The organism is Sphingobacteriales bacterium, assembly GCA_016699615.1.
Lineage (GTDB): Bacteria > Bacteroidota > Bacteroidia > Chitinophagales > JADIYW01 > JADJSS01.
The window spans coordinates 459360-482106 of record CP064984.1 but is presented as its reverse complement, the minus strand read 5'-3'; the positions used below and the strand labels follow the sequence as shown (position 1 = coordinate 482106).

Annotated in this window: 20 protein-coding genes and 1 pseudogene; 8 read left to right on the top strand and 13 right to left on the bottom strand. The window is 30.8% G+C overall.

Annotation, left to right across the window (positions count from 1 at the left end; genetic code table 11):
* Window positions 1-39 precede the first annotated feature (39 nt).
* The 8 genes from IPK18_02370 to IPK18_02335 all read right to left on the bottom strand — a co-directional run bounded on the left by IPK18_02370 (window position 40) and on the right by IPK18_02335 (window position 8012).
* The gene (locus IPK18_02370; protein ID QQR98396.1) at window positions 40-351 is read right to left on the bottom strand and encodes a hypothetical protein; all 312 of its coding nucleotides are present in this window, start codon (window positions 349-351) and stop codon (window positions 40-42) included.
* 81 nt (window positions 352-432) lie between these two features.
* The gene (locus tag IPK18_02365; protein QQR98395.1) at window positions 433-2475 is read right to left on the bottom strand and encodes a hypothetical protein; all 2043 of its coding nucleotides are present in this window, start codon (window positions 2473-2475) and stop codon (window positions 433-435) included.
* Between the two features lie 10 nt (window positions 2476-2485).
* Window positions 2486-2776, bottom strand: a complete 291-nt coding sequence (locus IPK18_02360) for a helix-turn-helix domain-containing protein (protein ID QQR98394.1) — start codon at window positions 2774-2776, stop codon at window positions 2486-2488.
* A 121-nt stretch (window positions 2777-2897) separates the two neighbouring features.
* The gene (locus IPK18_02355) at window positions 2898-4814 is read right to left on the bottom strand and encodes an AAA family ATPase (protein ID QQR98393.1); all 1917 of its coding nucleotides are present in this window, start codon (window positions 4812-4814) and stop codon (window positions 2898-2900) included.
* Between the two features lie 49 nt (window positions 4815-4863).
* Window positions 4864-5142: a helix-turn-helix domain-containing protein gene (locus IPK18_02350; protein ID QQR98392.1), complete on the bottom strand. Its 279-nt coding sequence runs from the start codon at window positions 5140-5142 to the stop codon at window positions 4864-4866.
* A 126-nt stretch (window positions 5143-5268) separates the two neighbouring features.
* Complete coding sequence (locus tag IPK18_02345) at window positions 5269-6177, bottom strand: hypothetical protein (protein ID QQR98391.1); 909 nt, start codon at window positions 6175-6177, stop codon at window positions 5269-5271.
* Between the two features lie 17 nt (window positions 6178-6194).
* Window positions 6195-6725 (bottom strand): hypothetical protein, encoded by a 531-nt coding sequence (locus tag IPK18_02340; protein QQR98390.1) that lies wholly within the window; start codon window positions 6723-6725, stop codon window positions 6195-6197.
* 69 nt (window positions 6726-6794) lie between these two features.
* Entirely contained in the window at window positions 6795-8012 is a 1218-nt protein-coding gene (locus IPK18_02335; GenBank protein ID QQR98389.1) for a site-specific integrase, read from the bottom strand.
* Window positions 8013-8083: 71 nt separating this feature from the next.
* Here IPK18_02335 and IPK18_02330 point away from each other — a divergent pair, with 71 nt between their 5' ends.
* The 3 genes from IPK18_02330 (at window position 8084) to IPK18_02320 (ending at window position 9487) form a co-directional block, all read left to right on the top strand.
* Window positions 8084-8335: a hypothetical protein gene (locus tag IPK18_02330; GenBank protein ID QQR98388.1), complete on the top strand. Its 252-nt coding sequence runs from the start codon at window positions 8084-8086 to the stop codon at window positions 8333-8335.
* Window positions 8336-8553: 218 nt separating this feature from the next.
* The gene (locus tag IPK18_02325) at window positions 8554-9210 is read left to right on the top strand and encodes a hypothetical protein (protein QQR98387.1); all 657 of its coding nucleotides are present in this window, start codon (window positions 8554-8556) and stop codon (window positions 9208-9210) included.
* 1 nt (window position 9211) lies between these two features.
* The gene (locus IPK18_02320; GenBank protein QQR98386.1) at window positions 9212-9487 is read left to right on the top strand and encodes a hypothetical protein; all 276 of its coding nucleotides are present in this window, start codon (window positions 9212-9214) and stop codon (window positions 9485-9487) included.
* A gap of 74 nt (window positions 9488-9561) precedes the next feature.
* On the opposite strand, the gene IPK18_02315 is transcribed toward IPK18_02320, so the two are convergent.
* Both IPK18_02315 and IPK18_02310 read right to left on the bottom strand, forming a co-directional pair.
* Complete coding sequence (locus tag IPK18_02315) at window positions 9562-13101, bottom strand: DEAD/DEAH box helicase family protein (GenBank protein QQR98385.1); 3540 nt, start codon at window positions 13099-13101, stop codon at window positions 9562-9564.
* A 6-nt stretch (window positions 13102-13107) separates the two neighbouring features.
* Window positions 13108-13935 carry a lysophospholipase gene (locus tag IPK18_02310; protein QQR98384.1) on the bottom strand — a complete coding sequence of 276 codons (828 nt, stop codon included), beginning with the start codon at window positions 13933-13935 and terminating at the stop codon, window positions 13108-13110.
* A gap of 53 nt (window positions 13936-13988) precedes the next feature.
* On the opposite strand from IPK18_02310, the gene IPK18_02305 reads away from it, so the two are divergent.
* The 4 genes and pseudogenes from IPK18_02305 to IPK18_02290 all read left to right on the top strand — a co-directional run bounded on the left by IPK18_02305 (window position 13989) and on the right by IPK18_02290 (window position 19871).
* Complete coding sequence (locus tag IPK18_02305; protein ID QQR98383.1) at window positions 13989-15050, top strand: endonuclease/exonuclease/phosphatase family protein; 1062 nt, start codon at window positions 13989-13991, stop codon at window positions 15048-15050.
* 74 nt (window positions 15051-15124) lie between these two features.
* Window positions 15125-16381 (top strand): threonine ammonia-lyase, encoded by a 1257-nt coding sequence (ilvA, locus tag IPK18_02300; protein QQR98382.1) that lies wholly within the window; start codon window positions 15125-15127, stop codon window positions 16379-16381.
* A gap of 2 nt (window positions 16382-16383) precedes the next feature.
* Window positions 16384-17293: pseudogene (locus IPK18_02295) on the top strand (ferrochelatase).
* 403 nt (window positions 17294-17696) lie between these two features.
* Entirely contained in the window at window positions 17697-19871 is a 2175-nt protein-coding gene (locus IPK18_02290; protein QQR98381.1) for a hypothetical protein, read from the top strand.
* A 206-nt stretch (window positions 19872-20077) separates the two neighbouring features.
* Here IPK18_02290 and IPK18_02285 read toward each other — a convergent pair whose 3' ends face one another.
* From IPK18_02285 to IPK18_02275, 3 genes are read right to left on the bottom strand one after another with little or no spacing between them, the layout of a single operon-like run.
* On the bottom strand, window positions 20078-20548 hold the full coding sequence (locus tag IPK18_02285; GenBank protein QQR98380.1) for a glycosyltransferase: 471 nt from the start codon (window positions 20546-20548) through the stop codon (window positions 20078-20080).
* Window positions 20542-21204 carry a glycosyltransferase gene (locus IPK18_02280; GenBank protein ID QQR98379.1) on the bottom strand — a complete coding sequence of 221 codons (663 nt, stop codon included), beginning with the start codon at window positions 21202-21204 and terminating at the stop codon, window positions 20542-20544. The genes IPK18_02285 and IPK18_02280 overlap by 7 nt, the downstream gene beginning before the upstream one ends.
* 33 nt (window positions 21205-21237) lie before the next feature.
* Window positions 21238-21348, bottom strand: coding sequence for a 30S ribosomal protein THX (locus IPK18_02275; GenBank protein QQR98378.1), 111 nt, complete (start codon window positions 21346-21348; stop codon window positions 21238-21240).
* A 107-nt stretch (window positions 21349-21455) separates the two neighbouring features.
* Here IPK18_02275 and IPK18_02270 point away from each other — a divergent pair, with 107 nt between their 5' ends.
* On the top strand, window positions 21456-22706 hold the full coding sequence (locus IPK18_02270; GenBank protein QQR98377.1) for a M48 family metallopeptidase: 1251 nt from the start codon (window positions 21456-21458) through the stop codon (window positions 22704-22706).
* Window positions 22707-22747: the final 41 nt, after the last annotated feature.

Below are 22747 nucleotides of genomic sequence, written 5' to 3'. Positions count from 1 at the left end.
AAAATGTGAAGATTAATGGAATGTCTTAATCGTTAATCACTAACAATTAACCATTAATTTTGGGGGTTGCCAAATAGAGCCAAAGAAATTGGATATGAAAGTAAAGTTACGAAGACTTACTTTCTCTGAGATATGAAAAACCGTAGGGTTTTTTAACTTAAAAGGTGCAAAATCTACTGCAATAACCGAAGCACTACAACAAGCACAGGTGCAGAAAGGGGTGCAATTGTCGTCTTGGTCTTGTTGGTGGTCGTGGTTTTGGGTAAGTTCTGTTTTTGTTTTTTTATCGTTGCAATCGTTATGCACATCGCTACAAGGTACTGCACTGAGTACCAAAATGTAGATAGCCATAAAGAATGCAAATAATTTCATTTGGACAAAGATAAGTAAAAAAAACGAAAAATTGTGTATTAAAAACTTTTCATACAAAAACTACAAAAACCACAAATTATCCTTGCCAAATTGCTTTAGTTCTTGTATTTCAAAATGTGGGAATATTTCTGCAACCATTTCTGGGTAGAGGATTGTTACTGGTATGTTTTGTTGCTTTACACTTTTCCAATACATACGACTGAATTGATATACTTGGTCAACTATTGCCTTTGTGGTTTTGCTATCATCTAAAATTGTTTCGTCTGTAGCTTTTAGTTTTAGCTTAATTGGAAATGGATAACTTTCTATTTTTTCGGTAGCTGATAAACCATATCTTGTATTGTTGCATAATAGATATTCATTCCAACCTGTTTTAATAAATGTACCACTTATAGGCATTGTATGGGTGCTGTTGGTATCAAATACTACAAAATCTTTGCTCTCTGTTTTGTTTATAGAAACTATGATTATTGGAATATCTAAATTTAATTCGTCTAACTCTTTTTCTATTGGTTCTAATTCTTTTCTGCTCATTGATTTGTAGAAATGAATAATAAGGCGTTTTACATCTGCATTATCATTTTTGAATTTACGAACTGCTTTGCCTATATCTCCTGCTAACATAAAAGTATCGGTAGCTGGGTGGCACTCAAAACCTCTAAAGTGGCCATTGTTTGAAAAACAAAAGGCACTGCCTATATATCTACTTCCTATTTCGGCATTTTTGAAAGCTCCTACACCTACTATTAATTCATTGGATAGATTACGCTGTAAACGCCACGGTACACCGTTTAGTTTAGCCAATATTGCGATAGCAATATTTGGCAAGTAATACTTGAAAGCTGAATTGTTTATTTTATCCCTATCAATAACCTGTGAAGTGATACGATAGTTTAATAATTCTTCTTTTACTTGGTAATAAATTTTATGTTTTTCTTCGTCTATCTCGGCTTTAGAAATGGGGGATAAATAAACGGCTAAGTATCTTACATCGTCTGCAAAGGATTTTTCTGTTAATTGCTGTCTTATTTCTTCAATAGGGTTTTCTTTATTTTCAAATATTATGCTGTTCTCTTTATCAATGCTGTAATTTAATTTGATATAATTTTTAAGCCCTTTGAAGCCGTCTTTTTTGCCTTCAAACCATTGGAATACTGTATTAGCAAAGGTGTTATCCTCTTTATGAAATAAGAAAATGAATTTAATATTTTTATGAGGTGAAAGCTCATAAGGACCTCCAACCCCTAAGCCATAATGTGGCATAATGTTGGTATGATTTTGACCAAACTGCATTAAATTACTATTCTCTGTAGTTTGTTTTATTTTGTCTGTATCTATTGTAATAAAACCATTTGAGGTAATGGGTACTACTGCTTTGAACTCTGCTGTATTTATGTACTTATCGTAAAATGCTGATACCTCTAAAAAATAAGCACTGTATTTATTGCTTGGTTTGTCAGGTGTGGTTTGAAGCCCTAAGAATTTGGATAAAAAGAAATTGATTTTAGGAAATTGTTTATCTAAATGATACCCTGCTTCCTCTGGTAAATTGTCTTTGTAATAGATTCGCTTATTATATAAGAATGAAGAAAATATTTCTTCATCGCAATGTATTTGTTCTCTACTTTGCTTACATACTCTTGACTTGCCATCGTAAGAAATAACTAATTCAGGTAGTTTGGTGGCTCTTGCTATTTGTACTTTGATAGTGTACACTGTGTAGGTATCAAAGTCTTTGTTTATTTTTTTGGCATCCAAAAACCATAATGAAATATCACTAATGAAGTTTGTTTTTATGGCATCTGCAATGTTTATGAAATAGTTATAAAGAATATATGTGTAGTACAATTTAGAAAATCGTTTACTCTTTTCTAAATCAACTTTTACTGGAACTGATATATTATCTTCTGCCTTGAAATTAGTATAAGCATACTCTACATTTTCTAATTCTTCTTTATTAAAGAGGTCTTCAATATTGACTGGTAAGCTACTGACTTTAACAGGGTAAAAGCCATCGGCTTTTGCCAATTGAAAAGAACACTCTACTGTTTGTACTGGGTGTGAAAAATTTAGGATATTTAATATTAAGTTTTGTTCTGCCATATACAATAAATTAGGGCTTTTTGATATTTTTAGTAAGTTGTTTAATTGCTTCGTTTGCTAATGGCTCTCCATCTATCACATTATACATTTGGTCGGCAAGCCATAGGGTCATTAACTCATCTTCATCAGTCTTTAATATTTTGGCTAAAGTGGGTACACTCTCTTTTCTTAATACTCTTTCGCCTCGTTCTATTTTACTGAGGTGTGGTGTATCTATATCAATAAAAGGTGCTACCTGCCTTAATAGCAAATTATTAGCTTCTCTTAATTGCCGAACTTTAGAACCGAATTGATTAAACATTTTGATTTGCTTTTTTTAACTTGTCAAATTTAGGCAAATGTAAGCAATAAAAAGCAAATCAAAGTAATGAAGTGCAAAACTTTGAGTAGTCTAAGTAGTCTAAGTAAAAAGTAAGGGGTTATTATTGGGTGGACTTGTACTGTCCTTTTGAGGGCTTGGATATTTTGCCGTCTTTTTGAAGTTTTTCAAGGCAGTTGAACAAAGTAGCTCTTGAAATTATTTTGCCTGTAACAAAATGCTCTGTAAGGTCTTTCAAATAGCAACCACCTATTTGTGATTTAGATTTCTCGTCAATGTATTCTAAAATAGCATCTGCATTGGTGCTGTCCTCTCTGCCGTCTGTTTCTTTGAGTAAAACGGTTTCAGGTAATTGAATGCCCTCTACTGCATATTGATAGCTGTTTATATCAAAGGTCATTACATTTTCGCTATCTTCTTGCTTGTAACGAAATGCAACATCTTTGATATAACGCTTACCCTCTGGGCTTTTGCCTACGCCTATCATAAAATCGGCTTCCTGTGCTAACATACGACTACCTGCCAAACTATCTATTGTAATGGGTCTGCCAATTTGTTTGGGTGTATGGTGTATGATAATGAGGGTAATTTTTAACCTATTGCATAATTCTCGTAGCCTTAGAGCCACTTTTTTAGCTAATCCACTATCTTCTATACCACCTTCGTAAAGTCGGCTTAAACTGTCTATAATTACGAAATTTGCACCATTTTTTTTGATTAATGTTTCTAATAATAGCCATTCTTCTTCACTTGAAATTTGACGAGGAACAGTATCATCATTTGCTGAATAATTATCTAACCAATTATCATTACCAATATGCTCTATAAGGTATTGCGTTTGTTTGGCGTTTCGTTGGCTTCTTGGCTTCCAATACTCCTCTAAGGATAGAAAAAACACTTTGTAATCACCTTTGGTAATGGATTGACCCATAAACTCTGTAAGCCCTGCCACCAATGCCATAGCCAAGTTTTCGCAAATGGTAGTTTTACCACTTTTGGAAGGTCCAAAAATAAAACCAAAGGAATTTTCCTTAATGCCACTCCAAATAAAAGGTGTATCAGGTTCGGTATTGGCTCTGTGAATGAGTTGTTTTAGTGGAACTGCACCTGTTTTTGAAAAATCTTTGATTGGTACTACTGGCGTAGATTGCTTGGAAAATTTACCGTGTTCTGCTGTATGGCTATGGTAGGCACTTTTGATTGTTTGGCTTACTTCTGCATCGTTGTAATTGTAATGTGAATTTATGTACTGAGTTGCTGACAATTCGGATAAGCCATTACGATTGCAATTATTGGCTAATAGATTTACATAATTGTTTCTATTGCCCTCTACATAAGCCATTTTGTTATTGGTAAGCTCTACACATTTTTGAAAAATACTTAGGTCGTCTGTACCTTGTGTAAACTGTGGCACTGGTGCAATAGTTGTTTGCTTTACTTCTTCGTGCTGTACTAAGTATTTTTGGGCTTCGTAATTGATTACAATATTACTATCGCAACTGAAAAAACATAGTCGGTTTATATCCTTGCCTGACTTATCAATTTCTACACCTGTTGCCTTTTCGTAAATTGCTTTTAGTTGGTTGAATGCTTGTAAATGCTCTGTAGGATTGGAACTTATTTTGATAATAATTTTTAAGCCAACACCTGAAGGACTAATGAAACAAGCAAATGTAAATGGTACTTCTGCAATTTTTTGTTTGTAGTTTTTGATTTCATCTTTAGGCAATTTGTCTATATCCAAAATGATATATCCTGAATAGTCTTTTAGGTTTTCGGCTTTTCTGCCACCCTCATAAGTGCCTGAAATAATGAATGAAGGAATTTTCTTTTTGAGTTCTGCATATACATCAGCTTTGCCCTCTTGGTATGCTTTGGTAGCTGGGTCAACTAAATGCCTGTAAGTACCATTATTGATTTTGAATAATACTTGTAATACTGGATTTTGCTCAAATGCTGTGGTGTCCATTACCGTTTTGTATAATGACACTAAAGGATAATCTTTTATTTCTCTAGACATTTTTCTACTGCTTTTTAATTTGTTAAAAAATCAAAGTGTTTAAGGTTGCTTATTTCTTAAATGCTTTGTTGTAATGCTTTTTCAATAGTTCCTCTACATCGTTCATACGATAGTAAATTTTGCTACCTACTTGTGAGAAAGAAATCATCCCTGTATCTCGGTAATGCTGTGCAGTTCGTTTTGAGATTTTGAGTAATTGAATGAACTCTTGATTGTCTAACCAAATTTCTTTTGGTTCTTTTTCCTTAGCTGTTAGTTTGGTTTGGATTTCGTCCATTTTCTTAACTAATTCTTGGAATGCTTCTGATTGGATTGTTATTACTTCCATTGCTTAAAATATTTAATGTTATTGCGTAATTGCAATGCAAAAATGTGAATGGAAGTGCAGTAAAAGAGGTGGCATAGGGTGATACCACCCTAAGCAAAACCCTTGACTATAAAGGGTTTAAGAGGATTAAAATTTGTTGAATTTCTTCTTATCGGTAAACCAATTAGCTATAATTCCGTACCAAAATGCTTGTGCATCTGGGTCAGGTTCGTTGAAATATTCAGCTAATTTTTTGATACTAATTCCTTTTTCTGTAGATTTTTTAGTAGCAAAATTTTGAGAAATAAAATTGTATAGTTCTGTCTTAGTTTTTGTTTCTATACCAATGTCGTTATGCTCTGAAAGTATCTTAAATAGGAAAGCAATTTGAGGAACAGTAAGCCCTGTTTTGAGTGGATTGGTTTTTGGTTCGGTTATCTTAGAAAAATCAATACTTAAATTGGCATTGACAAAAGATTTTAGACCTATTAAAGCATCTTGTAATAATCTTGGAATGGATTGTAGGTAAGCTATATTTTCTATATCAATATCGTATTTTAGGAAGTCCAATTTTTGAAGCTCCTTATTGATAACTACTAATTTTTTACTGGCTATGGTTGGTACTTCTACTGCTTCTGTAATTTCTTGGAAAGTATCGTTAAATATAGGTTCTAATAACTCTGCATCTAATAAATTGGTATAGTTAGTATTTTCAAACTTGATTTTATAGTGTTGTAAAAAGTATAAGTTTTCTAATGCTTGTAAGTCTTCTAATAATATTTTTTTTCTTTTGGCTACCTCCTTACTGGTGGTGTCGGTTTCAAAGTATTTAGCGTAGGTTTCTAAGGTGTATAAAATCCATTCTAAGGTAGTTTCTTTCTTGTTTTTTGGTTGGTTGATATATGCAGTAACCTTGAAGTGATTAAGCCCTACAGTGTCTTTTATATGGCTTTCTGTGGGTTGTTTTTTCTTTATGATAGTGCTGTAAATACCTGCTTCATCATATACATTTCCTGTAACATATTTTTCAAACAATTCTTTTACTTCTAAATGCAAACGAATAAGTGTAATACCTAAAAAGTGAAGTATAAAAGCATTGTTGGGGTCTTGGTTGTGGTTTCCATATTTGGAAACTTGTATTTTTGCTGTTCGGTTCTTTGGATAAGCGAATTAATGCCTTTGATAGCCACTATAAACACATTCTTTTTTTCACTCTCACTAATTTTTAAGTATGAGAATTTATAGAGGTTGTTTATTAGTCGTGTGGCTTCGTTCTTGATTAGATAATAGTAAAATGTAGCTTTGTTGTTTGTAGGTTCATCTGTAATAACTTCAATTAGTGGATATAAAATTTCATCTACAACTCCGTTAAATTGCACTTGGTCGTCTGCTAATTCAAATAGGTAATCTTCTTCGTTTAATGTGCTTTTATAATCAATTAGGGCTTTATTTATAGCATTATCAAAGTCTATTGAAGATTGAGCAGGGTTTTTGAAATTAGGCGTTAATTTTGCTCTAAAACGATTGTCGTCCTTGTTGTTGTCAAGCCAAGGCCGTAAATCGTAAAATAAAATACTTTGATATATGCTTAAATCTAATTTCATTTACTAAAAATCAAAATGCAAATTTACCATTATATCCATACTTTTTAGACTATTTAGAATTTAGACTACTTATTTAATATACTGGTCAACGGCTTTGTCTAATTCTTCACTAATGATTTTTGCATAAATTTGTGTAGTACCAATGTCGGTATGATCCATTAACTTACTGACGTGTTCAATTCTCATTCCATTGTTTAGAGCTGTAGTAGCAAAAGTATGACGGCTAATGTGAAAACTTACATTGAATGGAATACCTAACTCTTTACCAATGTTTCTTAAATGAAAATTTGCAATGTGTCCATTTCTTTCTGTTTCGGTATATTTATAATTTACATCTGCTAAATACCTTTCTCTATCTTTAATCATATTGAAAACAAAATCATCTGGCTTGGTTAGTGGTGTTCTGTATTTCTTCAAAATATTCAAAGCTGTTTCGCCTAATTTGAAACTATGCTGTCTGCCTGTTTTACGAATGGTTTTATTTATCTTCTTATTTTCTTCGTCAAAATGTTTCCATTGAAGCTCCATAACATCGCCAAATCTTAAACCACCACCAAATACAGAGAATACAAACTTATCTCTGCTTAGTTCAGCTTTGCCCTCAGAAGTAATTTTAAGGTCTTGGAAACGCTGTAACTGGTCTGCATTTAGGTATATTCTTTTGCCCTTATCTTTTCGTAATTTGATACTTAAAAATGGGTACACATTAGCAGGTATTATTTCTTCTCGGATTGCCTCTTTGAACATTATAGCCAAAATCATAATAGAATATCTTACAGAGGTATTGCCATTGTTTAGAGTTGTACTACAATAATTGACATAATCTTTGAGCATTGTTACTGTAATATCATCAAAATACAATTCTTTAGTACCTGCAAATTTTTCAAACTTCTCTGTGTACCTTTTGTAATTCATATAGGTTCTTAAAGCCAATGTACTTTTGATTTTTTCGCAACGGTCATAAGCATAAGTAAAAAAATTAGTGCTGTCTTTTCCTTTGATAGCTTCTTTTAACTTCTTGGCTGATACAGATTTTTTCTTTCTTTCAAGGTCTGCTACTTGCCCTTCTGCATCGGCTACCTGTTGAGATAGAAAAGCATTAATCCTGGCACTATTGGGGTGGTTCTTTTTTACTTTCTGTTTAGCTTCATCCCATTCGTTTGGTAATAGCTTTACACTGGTAGTAATGAATTTAGTTTTACGGTCTTTGATAACTCGTAAATACAAAGGACTATGCCCTGCCTTGTCTGTTTGGTGCTGTCTTAAAATTAGTTTTACGCTTGCCATATCTTGAAACTTTAATAGTTAATCATTGTAGCATCTTCGCAAATTTCGCCTTGAATTATTGGGCTATGCAAATGGAAGAATTACGATACAAAGGTACAACAATTAGTACAACAAATCAATATTTTGTGTGCTTTTATTTGCTTTATTTTGCAGTAGATATTTTCATAAATCCTTTATTAATAGGCATTTCAAAGAATTTAATTACACAAGGTTTGTTATTTACGCTAACACGGGTTTGGCGAAAAGCGGGGGCGAAAGTGCTACTTTATACGGTAGTGCTATTAAATAAATTTTGTGCAGGGTTTGGCGGAAGTGCTTTTTAGCCCCCGCCTTCGCCAAGCCCTGTCCGATGTGCAAAAGTCTTCGCTACGCTTCGCCTTTTGCACATCGTCGCGGATTACATCCGATGATGCGTTTAGGCTCGCTACGCTCGACCTTCAACACATCAACGGATTTGCAAAATTACTTCACTTGCAAACTTCGTTTGCAGTTCGTAACTTCGCAAATCCATGCACGTTGTGCGTCATTCAAAACTAACACCGTGAAAATTGAAAATTTAGAAATACATATTGACGAGTTTAAAAGCAAAGCAGCCGCAACTGACCGATACACTTCATTTGACTATTGCTATAACTATTTCAAAAACACTAACGACCTAACCAAAGACATTGAAAAAAGTTGTTTGGTTTTGGGATTTTATTTAGCAAGTTGGGGAATGTTAAGAGGTTCAAGTTTTTTACTTCAAAAGAGTGCAAAACACTTTCAAAAATTAATTGAATTTTATTCAACACTTGACAAAGATATTTGGCTTATTGACGTTGATAAATATTCTATTGAAACCAATTCTAAAATCATTGAAATTTACAAAAAGACCAAAGAAAATGTAATAATTGAAAATAATACACATTTGACTTTGACAACGAAAATTTTATTAGGAGTTTTTGGTTTTATACCTGCTTATGACAAATATTTCTGTAAAACTTTCAACGAAATATTTAATAACAAATGTGGCTTTACTGTTGTGAACAATAACTCACTTAATTGTCTAAAAGAATTTTACGACAACAACCAAATGACAATAGACAAACTTGCCAACGAAACTTTTACAACTGATTTTTTAACAGGTGAAAAGACAAACATAACTTACCCAAAAGCAAAAATTATTGATATGTTTGGGTTTACAAACGGACTAAATTAATATGCACTATCAACAGAAATTAGACAAAATATTTGGAAAAGGAAGTTTATGGAAACATAGAACTTTGAGAACTTTATTTGACCCAAATTCAAGCGAGTACAATCAAACAACAATGGACAAAAAACTTGAAATTTTGAACGCAATTAGAGAAAATAAAATAGACCTAAACGAACTTATAGACGAATACAAAGAATTTTACACAGAGGAAAATAAAATTCACGTAGTAGATGTTGCTGACGAAGGACTTGAAATATTATTAAAAGAAGAAACGAAATAAAATGAACGAACGCACAACATCGGTGGCAGTTGCACAACGTTGTATTTTTGGTGGTCGTTTCATAATATATAATCTTATTTTAGATACTTTTCAATTTCATTTATTATTTTTTCTTGTGCTGTTTGCCATTCATAGCTTGTGATGACAATCGTTTTTATATTGTAATTGTTGAGTATGTTTTCTAAGTGTATGTGCTTTCTATAATTGCTTTCTTTAGGCAAAACATCAACATCTACAAGATTTAAGTAGGCAACAATTTGTTCGTCTTTTTTGAGTATTAATGAAAGTTGTATGCCACCTAATGAAAAATTTCTAGCGATATTGTTTCCGAATTTATTGTGTAATGTTTGATAGATATGCTCAACGTATTGAATATGATTTGTAGTTGATGTATTGCTTTTTGTATTTTTTTGTAATTGATTTAAGATAAAGTTCTTTTGCTGCTCGTTGTTTGCAGAAACTTGTCTTGCATAAGCTAAATAAGCATACAGTATGCCTTTTCCTGTGTTGCCTTTTGTGCTTATTTCATCGTGGTACTGTTGTATGTTGTCATTAGGTATTGATGTAAAAATGATGAGTTTCTCTTTTGCTCTTGTGATAATTACATTCAATAATTTGTAACCTTTTTCTTGTGATAGTGGTCCGAATAATTGTCTAAATTTCCCTTCTTTATTTTTTCCAAATGTTGTTGATAGTATTAAAATATCACGTTCATCACCTTGTATGTTTTCAAGATTTTTGACAAACAATCCTTTTGCTAGCAATGTTTCTAATTGTTGATTATGGCTTGTATTTTCTGCTGCTTTCTCATAGATTAAATCTAAAATTAAATCTCTTTGAAAAATATTAAAAGTTCCAATACCTACGCTTGGTACAGCTGCAGCTATATCTAATGTAAAAATAAAATCTACTACAGCTTGTGCTTCTAATTGGTTAGTGCCTTTTTCATAAATTCCTTCTATAGCATAATATTCTATTGCTTGATAGTTTTTGGAAGCTGGCATTGGAATCAACCTTGACTCATAAAATGCATGGTTTGAAAACTGTATTAAATCTGGATGTTTTGAACGATAGTGAAAATCTATGTAATGATTTTTGTAGCCAGCATCATCTGCAAACTCTAATAAAGATTGGCTATCTGCTAAGAAGTCTGTGCTTTCTGTTTCGCTTTCTTCTGTCCAGAAAATTGGTGTGCTGCCAAAGAAATTACTTGGTGGCATTTGATGTTTATCGCCAGAAATCACATGTTGTTTTCCACGCAATAAGCTACTGTATGTTTCCTCAATTTTTAATTGCGATGCTTCATCTAAAATAATAATATCGAAAATTGCTTGTGCAGGAAATATTGAAGTACACACACTAGGATTGGTAAAAATAACTGGGAAAAAAGTGGTGAAAAAATCGATATCATCTTGTACTACTTTTCTCAATGTATTCTTAGATTCAAATTGTTTGTTCTTTCTAAGATTGTATAAGTATTTTAGATTGGTGATGTCTTTATTTGCAATTAAATTTTGCCTTTTTGTTTCCCATAGATGTTGAATTTTTTGTGGTATTACTTTCTTTGCATCTTCATCATGTATTTTCAATGCTGATATATTTTGTGCATTGAGTTGATGAATATTATTTTCAAAAGCGTAGTTGCTAATTATTTGGTGACGATACCAATAATTATAATATTCAGACCAATTATCCAACTGTGCACTTTCTAAAACTTGAATTATATGTTTAGAGTTTTCATTTTGGTTTAAAACAAATTTTTGATATTGATAGTATTCTTTAAAATATGTAGTATTATTATAAATTGCTTGAAATTTCTGTTTCCAATTGTGTATTGACGGTTCAAATTCTTGTACTACATTAGTTGCTTGTTGAAAGCTACAATCAAACAATGGTAAAGCATTCCACTTTGAAATAAAATCATTGATTAGTTTTAAATCATGTTGTTGTGCTTCTCTTTGTTGCCTGATGTTGCTTGAAAATATGGCAAAAATCTTATACACAAAACTCAACCAGCCACTGAGTGTATTATAATATTTATTGTTTTTATTTTGGTTGATGTTTGCAATAATTTCATCAGATGCTTTATTATATTCAGTTATTGCATTTTCAATTGAAGGTGCATCAAATTTTTGAATTACTTCATTGTCTATGCTTTGGAAAGATGTATAATTATTGCATTTTTGATACAAATCTTTAGCATTTTGTACAACATTTCTTAATGCAATGTATTCATCATAATTAAATTGAAATAAAGCATTTTTAATTTGTTGTTGGATATTATTTGCTTTATAGACATCTATTTTTTGTTGTGTTTCACTCACAGATAATAATAAATCTATCCAATTGTCATCACCAAAAATTACAGGATAGGTAGCATCAATTGCATTATTAATGATGCTTCTATTTTCATTAAATTTATTTTTTGTTTGCTCATATTCGTGTTGTCTAAATCGTAGTTCTTGCGTTGATTTTGTTTCTATGTAATCTCTAACTTTCTCTACAATTATTCTTCTGTCAGCGTGTACATCTTCTATCAATACACTAAGTTCTGCCAAATTTATTTTACTAAGATTTTGTTGTAAAACTTCTAATGCTGTTTTCTTTTCACAAACCACTAATACTTTCTTTTCATTCAACAATGTATTAGCAATAATTGCAGTAAGTGTTTGACTTTTTCCAGTTCCTGGTGGTCCTTGAATAATAATTTTTTGATTTTTATTTAGTGCAAACAAAATTGCTTCTTGTGTATCATCTAATTCATTTGCTGCAATTACATCAGTGTAAGTACACTCATGGTTTGCTTGGTGCAATGTTGCAATCGTATTGCTTTCTACCAATTGCTCAACATCATTGATGATACTTTGTTTGATTGTTTTATATAATCCAAACACACCAGAAAATCGTATCCACGCATTGTCTTTTGTAAGTAATTCAATAGATTCTTTGTTGGTACATGGCAAAATAGTTGCTACAAAATTATCTAAAGGTTGTTTGTTGCCTAATTTTTCTGTAATAATTTGTGTAGCATCTAAGAGTTCTTTTTCCGAAATCATTTCATCATCAAGCATAATTTCTAGTTCCTTAAATGAAATATTTTCATTGCTCTGCAAATAAGAAATCAATACTGGATTTAATACTACAGGCAAATCTTCATCTCTAGAAATATTCCAAGAATTGGTTTTTCTTAAATCTTTCTCAATCTTTAAGTACCAAATAAACAATGGTGCTTTAATAATTTTGTCTTTATTGGTGTTGTCTCTTTTTACCAACAATGGATAGCCAAATCCAAATGAATGATAGCCATGCTCTTGTTCATTTTCTTCATCTTGAAAATAAAGATGATTAAATTTTTTAATCAATTGTTGGATAACTTTTTTCTCGTCATCATTTTTATTAGCCAATAAAGATGAGTCAACTGAAATATTAAAACTAAACTTTGGTTGCGTAAATAGTTGTTGTAAAAATTGTAGGTGCAAACTTTGATGTAGATTTACAAAATCAAAAATATCAATTCTACCTAAGTTCGATGGTAAAGCATTCAAATGTATAGAACGTGCATCGCCACTTTTTAGCTTTACTAAAAGTTTTTTTAGAAATTCATTATTAGGCATAGAATATTATAGTTTATCAATCCAGAGAATAATATTTTCAAATACTTTATCCTTTTCTGGTTCGTTATGAGTTTCGTGATACAAACCATCATAACTAATAAATGTTGCATTACTGCCAACGTTTTTGGCAAATTTCTGGCTACCATCATGTGATGTGAGTCTATCAGCAGTTCCATGATAAACTAAAACTGGAATTTTTATTTTGTTGGCTTGATTAATAACATCTTTTCCTGTTTCTATCATTTCAACACCCATTATCGCAGAAATTTTATCATGAACTAGTTTGTCTTTAAGATAATTATCTACTACAGTTTTATCTCTTGATATTGCACTTGCGTCTAAACCACTTGGCAATGCTAATGATGGCAACAAACCTTTCATTAATTTCCCTAAGCTTAGTTTTATAGCTGGTGGAGTAAATGCTAATTCTAAATATGGAGAAGAAAATATAGCACCACTAAAATTTTGATTTCTCTTTATTAAATAATTACCTATTACATTTCCACCCATACTGTGTCCCATTAATATTTTTTTTATATTTGGAAATTCTTTATCTACTTGTTGTATGAACAATGTCACATCATCTAAGAAGATATCAAAACTTGGGAAATGTCCACGTTGTCCACCAGATTTACCATGTCCACGTTGGTCATATCCAAAAACTGCAATATTATTTTTGTTGAAAAAATGAGCCACATGCTCATATCTATTGATGTGTTCACCCATTCCATGTACTAAACAGATTACATATTTGGGTGTTTCTGTAGTATTCCATACTTTACCATAAATAGAAATACCATCACTTGTTGTCCAATTTATTTCTTTTGTACTCATTATATTAATTATTTTTACTATTTTTAGAAGATAAAACTACTAATTTTTTGTAGATGAAAAAAAGATTTATGTTTTTAATTAAATTATTGCTAATATCTGCGGTTGCATTTGGTGCCTATGTTGTATTGGCAATTCTATATGCTTGGATAACAGATTACAGACCAAAACCAGAATCTGATGCTGAAATATTAAAAACAGACAACGAAATAAGCAGTATTACTAAAGATACTTTGGTTTTTTATGATTGGAATATTGGCTATTGTGGTTTAGGAGCTGAGTCTGATTTCTTTTATGATGGTGGAAAAATGGTGCGTTCAACTAGAGATTTGGTAAACAAAAATTATGCTGGCGTAAAAGAAACTATTTTAAAATGGAAACAAGATGCAGATTTTATTTTATTGCAAGAAGTTGATGTTGACTCAAGAAGAAGTTGGGGACAAAATCAACTACAAGGTATAAAAGAAATGCTTGATTTTAATGCAGTTTTTGGAAAAAACTATCAAGTAAGATATGTTCCAATTCCAATTACAAATCCAATGGGTGGCGTTTTAGGTGGCATTGCAACATTTTTTCCTTATAAATTAGAAAATACACCAATCAGATATCAATTTCCATCAAATTTTTCATTTCCAAAAGGATTATTCTTTTTAGATAGATGTTTTGTAAAACATACTTTCAAACTAAAAAATGGAAAAAACCTTATTGTAATCAACACACATAATTCAGCTTATGATGGTGGTACACTAAAAAAACAAGAAATGGAATATTTTAAAAAATATTTAGTTGATGAATACAATGCTGGAAACTATGTAATTGTTGGTGGCGATTGGAATCAAATTCCACCAGGATACACACCAAAAGATAAAAATAGTGGCTACGAAGAAATGGAAATTCCAAATTCATATTTACCAAAAAACTGGACTTGGGCATTTGATGGAAAAACACCAACAAATAGAAAAGTAGATAAACCTTACGAATCAAATAAAACATATACAACTGTTATTGACTTTTATTTATTATCGCCTAATGTTTCACTCATAAATGTGCAAGGAATTGATGTAGATTTCTCATATTCAGATCACCAACCAGTACGTATGGTTTGCTCACTACAATAGATTTGCAATTTTGTAATACTTATTTTTACTTCTATATTCTTTGTTTTTTGTAATATTGTTCATTATTTACTCTTATGCAAACAAGGCTACCAAAAACAGAAGGAATTGAAGAAGCAAGCAAAGTACTAGAAAACATTGTTGAAAAAACTCCTTTACAACTGAATATTAATCTTTCAGAACTTTATCAAGCAAATATTTATCTTAAAAGAGAAGACCTACAAAAAGTTAGATCTTATAAAATTAGAGGTGCCTATAATTTTATTTCAAAACTAAACTCTAAACAAAGAAAGAATGGTGTAGTATGTGCAAGTGCTGGCAATCATGCACAAGGTTTTGCATTATCATGTGCAATATTAAAGATAAAAGGAGTTGTATTTATGCCACAAACTACGCCTAAGCAAAAAGTAAATTCTGTACAAAGATTAGGTAAAGAATATATTGAAATAGAACTATATGGCGATACTTATGATGACGCAAAACATGCAGCTCAGAAATATGCACAAAAAGAAGATAAAATATTTGTTCCACCATTTGATGATGCACTTATCATTGAAGGACAAGGAACAGTAGGCTTAGAAATATTAGAACAATTAGGAAAAAAGAAACTTGATTATATTTTTATTCCAATTGGTGGTGGTGGTTTAATTTCTGGAATAATTACATATTTCAAAAAATATTCTCCAAAAACAAAAATAATAGGTGTGGAGCCTTTGGGTGCACCAGCAATGCAACAATCATTGGAACAAAACAAACTGGTAGAACTCAAACAAATAGATAATTTTGTTGATGGCGCAGCAGTAAAACAAGTTGGACATCTAACGTTTGAGATATGCAAAAACAATATTGATAAAATGGTTTTAATTCCAGAAGGAAGAATCTGTACGCAGATATTAAAACTATACAACAGAGATGCAATTGTAGCAGAACCAGCAGGTACATTAGCCATTTCAGCATTAGATTTTGTAGATTTTGAACTAAAGGGAAAAAATATTGTTTGTATTGTAAGTGGTGGAAACAATGACATTGAAAGAATGCCAGAAATGAAAGAAAGATCATTGATATACGAAGGTTTGAAGCATTATTTCATGATAAAATTTCCACAACGTTCTGGTGCGTTAAAACAGTTTGTAAATAAAGTTTTAGGGCCAGATGATGATATAACACTATTTGAATATACTAAAAAAAATAGCAAAGAAAGTGGACCAGCGTTGGTTGGAATAGAACTTAAAAATAAAGAAGATTACGATGGTTTATTAGATAGAATGAGAAAATATAATATTGATTTTACTACGATAAATAATAATCCTATTTTATTTAATTTTTTAATATAATAATGAATCAAAAAGGTATTTTACTTGTCAATTTAGGCACACCAGACTCAGCATCCAATAGTGATGTCTATAAGTATTTAATTGAATTTCTATTAGACAAAAGAGTAATAGATTTTTCTTGGTTAAAACGTAATCTTTTAGTTAGAGGAATTATTGTTCCAGCTAGATACAAAAATAGTAGAAATGGCAATGCGCTATCAAAATCCAAGTTTAGAAAAAGCACTTGAAAATCTTAGACAAAAAAATGTATCAGAAATTATTGTATTGCCTTTATTTCCACAATATTCTTCTGCTTGCAATGGCTCAGTTATTCAAAAAGTACAAGAGATAACCAATACGTGGCTATCGCTACCAAAGCTTACGTACATCAATCATTTTTATAGTCACCCAAAATTTATACAATCGTTTGTAGAAAACTTAGCTGCATTTGATTTAGATGCTTATGACCATATCTTATTTAGTTACCATGGTTTGCCCGCAAGACATTTAAAAAATGCTGACATCACCAAAAAACATTGCTTACAAAAAGATGATTGTTGTATTGTAATTAATGAAATAAACCAAAATTGCTATAAAGCGCAATGCTATGCTACAACCAAATTAATAACTGAAAAGCTAAACATAGATAAATCAAAATATAGCACATCATTTCAATCAAGATTGGGCAAAGAAGTTTGGTTAGAGCCATACACAGTAGAAGTTTTACCACAACTAGCAAAATCAGGAAAAAAGAAAATATTGGTGTTGTCGCCAGCATTTGTTGCAGATTGCTTAGAAACACTTTATGAAATAACAGAAGAATACTTAGAATTATTCCAAGAACATGGTGGCGAAGTTTTACAACTTGTACCAAGTTTAAATAGTAATGATACTTGGGTAGATGCTGTAAGCGAAATAGTGCAACAAGCATAATTAGTTGTTTTGTAACATTATAATAACTAAAAAAAATAATATAATACGTTGTAAAACAATATATTTGTCTTTGGCAAGTTTTTTGTTTTAATACTACAAAATGAACAAAAATTTATTACTTATTTCTTTAATCCTTGTAAGTTTCCTAGAGTCATTTGCTCAATCAACTATTCTAAAAGGATTTGTAACAGACGCAAAACCAAAGAACCATTAACTTATGTAACCATTTCAGTAAGTAATACAGAAACTTATTTTACTGATGATTTAGGCTATTTTGAATTTGAAGTAAGTGGCAAAACAGATTCAGTAATTTTTTCGTATTTAGGATATAAAGAACTTTCACTAAAACAAAGACTATTTAAAAAAAGATACACTTGATATAAAATTAGAACCAGAAGGTTATATGCTACAAGAATTTGTAGTAAAAGCCAAACGCAGAGTAAAAGAAAAAGACACCATTGCAATTAGAATATTTAGAAATGTTGTAAAAAACAAAGACGAAAATAAACCTAAAGCATACGATTCTTACCAATACGAAGAATATTCAAAAACAGTAGCTTCTTTGTATAATATAAGTCCAAAATTATCTAAAAGGAAAATACTAAAACCATTCAGGTTTGTACTAGAAAACCAAGACACTACAGAATATGGTGTTCGCTATATTCCACTAATATTAAAAGAAACAATAACAGACCACTACCACACAGATAAGCCAAGCCAAGACAAAGCCATTCTAAAAGCAAGTAAAGTTTCAGGAATTGAGCAATTAAGGTTCTCTGACTTATTAGACATTGTGTACGACAACACAGACATGTATGGAGAACAAACCATAGTAAGTGGAAAAACATTTGTATTACCTTTTGCAAAAGGCGGATTAGCATTATACAATTATTATTTTGTAGATAGTGTAAAAGCAGCTGATAGTATTTGGACATATCAATTAGCTTTTGTTCCCAAAAGCAAAAGCGATTTATTATTCTTAGGCAGAGCTTGGATACAAGATTCATCTTATGCAATAAAAAAGATAGAAATTAGTATAGATAAACGCTCCAACTTAAATTTTATAAACGACTACATGCTCAAACAAACTTTTGTTGAAGAAAAGAATGTAGGATGGTTTTTACAAGAAGAGGAAAGAAGCTCAAATGTTGCTTTTACAAAACGAAAAAAATCAAAAAGCATTAGATTGTATCGATATCAATCTAAAAATGACATCAAACTCAACCAACCAATTATTGATACAATATTTAATCCAAGCAACCCAACTATAATAAAAGATTATAGAAGAAGAACAGATAGTTTTTGGGTAGCAGAAAGACATGATACATTAAGCAAAGTAGAAAACAATGTTTATTTCTTAATAGATTCATTAAAAAATACAAAATTCTATAAAAGAATATCAAAAGTTGGTTCCTTTTTTTCGAGCGGACATTATAGATTTAATAAAGTTGATTTAGGAAATTTATACCAATTAGTAAGTTGGAATGATGTTGAAGGCGTAAGATTAAGATTAAATTTTAGAAGCAATTGGAGATTGAGGGAATGGGTAAATTTTAAAACCTATGCAGCTATTGGCACCAAAGATAAGAAATTCAAATTTGGCGTAGAAGTCAACTCAAAACTACCTGATAAGAAAAATAAAGCACACAGCATTGGTATTAGTTACAAAGATGACTATCAACGATTCTCATTAGAGCCAAATGCATTAGAATATGACCATATTGTCAATACACTTTTAAGACGAAGAAATATTCCAGATTTAGTATATGTAAGAAATGCAAGCATATATTATGCAAGAACATGGATACCAAATTTCTCTACTAATCTTTCATTTAATTATAAAAAATACATCACCGTTCCTGGCAAAATAGAATTTGTAAAAACACAAGCAGACAGCACAGTAGTAAGACACAACAGTTTTGATATTTTCTCACCACAGCTAATTATTTCTGCCACACCAGGTGCAAAATTTTTGCAAACAGGCAATAGAAAAATATTTTTAAAAGGAAATCTACCACGATTTACACTTAGCTACACTGGTAGTTTCAAAGGCTTTATCAGCGATTTCAGTTTCCATAAATTAGATTTATTAATCGAAGAAAAACTAAACTCACCAATAGGAAGAACACTCATGCAGCTACAAGCCAGCAAACTATTTGGAAGTGCACCATATCCATTGTTGTTTATACATCCAGGTAATCAATCTTTGCTTGTACAGTACAAAAGATTTAATATGATGAATGAAGCTGAATTTGCTGCAGACCAACAGATTTCATTCTACTTAGAACATCATTTTGATGGTTTTTTCTTTAATAAAATTCCACTATGGAAAAAATTAGGACTAAGAGAAGTATTTTTTACTAAAATGGCATTCAGTAGTCTTGACAAAAACAAAGTAACCTTTTCAGATTTGCCACATCATATACAAGGATTAAATGGATTTTATGCAGAAATTGGTTTTGGTATCGAGAGTATTGCAAAACTACTTAGAGTAGATTTCAATTGGCGATTGACACAAAAAAACAAACCAGATACCAAAAGATTTAGAGTCACGTTTACCATAAGTCCAAATTTCTAATTACTTATAAGATTATAATAAAAGGTTAATGCATTAGAAAAATAGCGTTAAGAAAGTAAATTCAAATATTTTTAAAAATAAATATTATATTAGTTAGAGTAAGCAAATCAGAAGTGGATACAACAATATGACATCTAAAGTATAAAAATAAGATTTTAAATGAAGTTGCATTTGTAACTTGAATTCAGCACTTAGAAAGAATTATTTTACAACAAAGAATTGTATGTATTAATCAACTTTTGATATGATTTTTCTATGCTAAATTGTTTAGATTTCTCAAGATATTGAGTTTTTGCATCAGCCAACAAGTCTCTATTTTCATAGAAAAAATCAATCTTTTCAGCCAAATTTTTAATGTCTGAGAATACAAATTCTTTATTGATGGCAAATTGTTTTGCAGCACTCAAGTCTGAGTCTGAAATTAATGCAGGTAAGCCACATGCTATTGCTTCCAACGCAGTCATACATTCTACTTCTACAGCAGCACAATGCACATACAAATCTGCTTTGTTATAATATTCAATTACTTTTTCTGTAGGCAAATATTTGAATTCTACTTGATTGGGCAACAACTTATTGGCTAAGCCTTCTAAATACTTTCGCTTTGGACCATCACCAATAATTTGTACTCTAATTTTGTTCTTATATTTTGATTGTGCCACTGCATTAATCAACATATCTTGCCTTTTTCTGCAGCATTTCTACCCACAGTAAGCAAAGTAAAATAATTTTCATTTTTTTCTAAATGCAAATCACGGTATTCTGATATCACACCATTAGATATAACAACTGTTGGTGTTGTGCAACCATATCTTTTAATTTCCTGAGCAGCAAAATCACTTGGACATACAACAATATTTGATTTTGAATAAATTGTATGTATAAAAATTTTGTATATAAACTTTATAATTTGTTTATTATAAATTCCAATATTGTTGGCAATTTGCTCTGCTTGAACGTGAAATGTAGAAACTATTGGTTTGTTTTTTTGCTTTGCAATTTTAATTGCTTTGTAGCCTAGATAAAATGGAAAATGATTGTGTACAATATCTACTTTATCTATTACATCTATTAATTTTTCATTATTTGGCCACGCAAATGTAAATTTCATACGCTTCATAATGTTGCGTATAAATAAAAATGGTGGGTAAAATTCTTTTAATAAGACTTTATCTTCTACAGGTTTTCCTGTTGATACGATGATTACCTTATTACCATTACTTCTTAGTAATTTTGTAAATCTTTGTGTAGATATCACAGCACCATTTCTGGCGTCATCATATGTATCCAAAACCATGGCAATCCGAACTGGCTTGTCTATCGAATCTTGCATACCTAAAATTCAATATATAAACAAAAAAACTATTTAGTCTTTTTTTGCTTCTTCTTTTTGTTTTTTTACTTTATGAGGACGTGAATTACCAAAGCTACCATTAACTATTTTTCCTCTTTTTGTTCTTTTATCGCCTTTTCCCATTTGAAATTAAATTTTATTTTCCGCAAATATAGTTATTTTATGTAAAATCAAATTAAACTTCAAAATATTAAATGGTAAAAAAAACACAATTATATTAGATTTGCACTATGATTACATCTGGATACAACATTCTTTTTTGGATAATTATTACAATCATTGCCATTGAGGCTATTATTGATTTTATTTTAGACAAAAGAAATAGCAAATCTTGGCTACAACCTATTCCAACTATTTTAGATGATGTGTATGATGTTGAAAAATATAAAAAAGCACAAAACTACCATGCAGAAAGAGAAAAACTGAGTAGTATATCTACGGTTTTTAGTATAGTACTTACACTTGTGTTTTTATTTATAAAAGGATTTGCACATGTACAACTTTGGGTAGAGGCACAAACAAGTAACGAAATATTACAAGTATTATTATTTTTTGGTGTGTTTATGATAGCATCAGATTTTATTAGTTTGCCTTTTCAACTATACAGCACATTCGTAATTGAAGAAAAATATGGCTTTAACAAAATGTCGCTTAAAACATTTATTATTGATAAGCTAAAAGGTTATTTTATCTCAGCAATAATTGGTGGTATTTTACTTAGCTTATTTGTATTATTTTATCAATATGCTGGAAAGCTATTTTGGCTATATGCTTGGATATTATTTTCTGCATTCAGTATTTTTATGGTAATGTTTTACACCAGCTGGATAGTTCCTATCTTCAACAAACTACAACCATTGGAAGCTGGAAGTTTAAGAGAAAAAATTGAAGCTTTTGCAAAAACAGTAGATTTTCCTTTGACTAATATTATGGTAATTGATGGCAGTAAAAGAAGCACAAAAGCAAATGCCTATTTTAGTGGTTTAGGTAGTAAAAAAACAATTGTATTGTACGATACATTAATTAAAGACCACACAGTAGAAGAACTTGTAGCTATTTTAGCACACGAAGTTGGTCATTATAAACTAAAACACATACAAAAAAGCATAATTATAAGTGTTGTACAAATGGGCATCATTTTATACATTTTATCTTTGGCAATTAGCCTACCACAATTAACACAATCATTAGGCTACGCATCAGACAAGCCAGTTTTTGTATTAGGCTTAATAGCTTTTAGTTTATTGTATAGTCCAATTTCTACTGTTGTAGAAATATTTATGAATGTATTTTCTCGCAAAAATGAATTTGAAGCAGACAACTATGCTAAAGAAAAAACAGGAACTGGACAATTTTTAATAGATGCATTAAAAAAACTGAGCAGCAATAATTTGAGTAACTTAAATCCTGATAAATGGTATGTCTTTTTCAACTACTCACATCCACCATTAAAAGAAAGAATTACAGCACTATTGAAATAAGTAATCGTATTTAGATTTTTGAGCATTTCATTTATCTTTTA

Coding starts and splice junctions, on each gene's coding strand:
- IPK18_02280 (QQR98379.1), bottom strand. CDS start 21,204: ATGCAAGATTCGATAGACAAGCCAGTTCGGATTGCCATGGTTTTGGAT.
- IPK18_02320 (QQR98386.1), top strand. CDS start 9,212: ATGCACTATCAACAGAAATTAGACAAAATATTTGGAAAAGGAAGTTTA.
- IPK18_02290 (QQR98381.1), top strand. CDS start 17,697: ATGCTACAAGAATTTGTAGTAAAAGCCAAACGCAGAGTAAAAGAAAAA.
- IPK18_02350 (QQR98392.1), bottom strand. CDS start 5,142: ATGGAAGTAATAACAATCCAATCAGAAGCATTCCAAGAATTAGTTAAG.
- IPK18_02315 (QQR98385.1), bottom strand. CDS start 13,101: ATGCCTAATAATGAATTTCTAAAAAAACTTTTAGTAAAGCTAAAAAGT.
- IPK18_02270 (QQR98377.1), top strand. CDS start 21,456: ATGATTACATCTGGATACAACATTCTTTTTTGGATAATTATTACAATC.
- IPK18_02310 (QQR98384.1), bottom strand. CDS start 13,935: ATGAGTACAAAAGAAATAAATTGGACAACAAGTGATGGTATTTCTATT.
- IPK18_02365 (QQR98395.1), bottom strand. CDS start 2,475: ATGGCAGAACAAAACTTAATATTAAATATCCTAAATTTTTCACACCCA.
- IPK18_02305 (QQR98383.1), top strand. CDS start 13,989: ATGAAAAAAAGATTTATGTTTTTAATTAAATTATTGCTAATATCTGCG.
- IPK18_02340 (QQR98390.1), bottom strand. CDS start 6,725: ATGAAATTAGATTTAAGCATATATCAAAGTATTTTATTTTACGATTTA.
- IPK18_02370 (QQR98396.1), bottom strand. CDS start 351: ATGGCTATCTACATTTTGGTACTCAGTGCAGTACCTTGTAGCGATGTG.
- IPK18_02330 (QQR98388.1), top strand. CDS start 8,084: ATGGAAGAATTACGATACAAAGGTACAACAATTAGTACAACAAATCAA.
- IPK18_02285 (QQR98380.1), bottom strand. CDS start 20,548: ATGTTGATTAATGCAGTGGCACAATCAAAATATAAGAACAAAATTAGA.
- ilvA (QQR98382.1), top strand. CDS start 15,125: ATGCAAACAAGGCTACCAAAAACAGAAGGAATTGAAGAAGCAAGCAAA.
- IPK18_02335 (QQR98389.1), bottom strand. CDS start 8,012: ATGGCAAGCGTAAAACTAATTTTAAGACAGCACCAAACAGACAAGGCA.
- IPK18_02360 (QQR98394.1), bottom strand. CDS start 2,776: ATGTTTAATCAATTCGGTTCTAAAGTTCGGCAATTAAGAGAAGCTAAT.
- IPK18_02275 (QQR98378.1), bottom strand. CDS start 21,348: ATGGGAAAAGGCGATAAAAGAACAAAAAGAGGAAAAATAGTTAATGGT.
- IPK18_02355 (QQR98393.1), bottom strand. CDS start 4,814: ATGTCTAGAGAAATAAAAGATTATCCTTTAGTGTCATTATACAAAACG.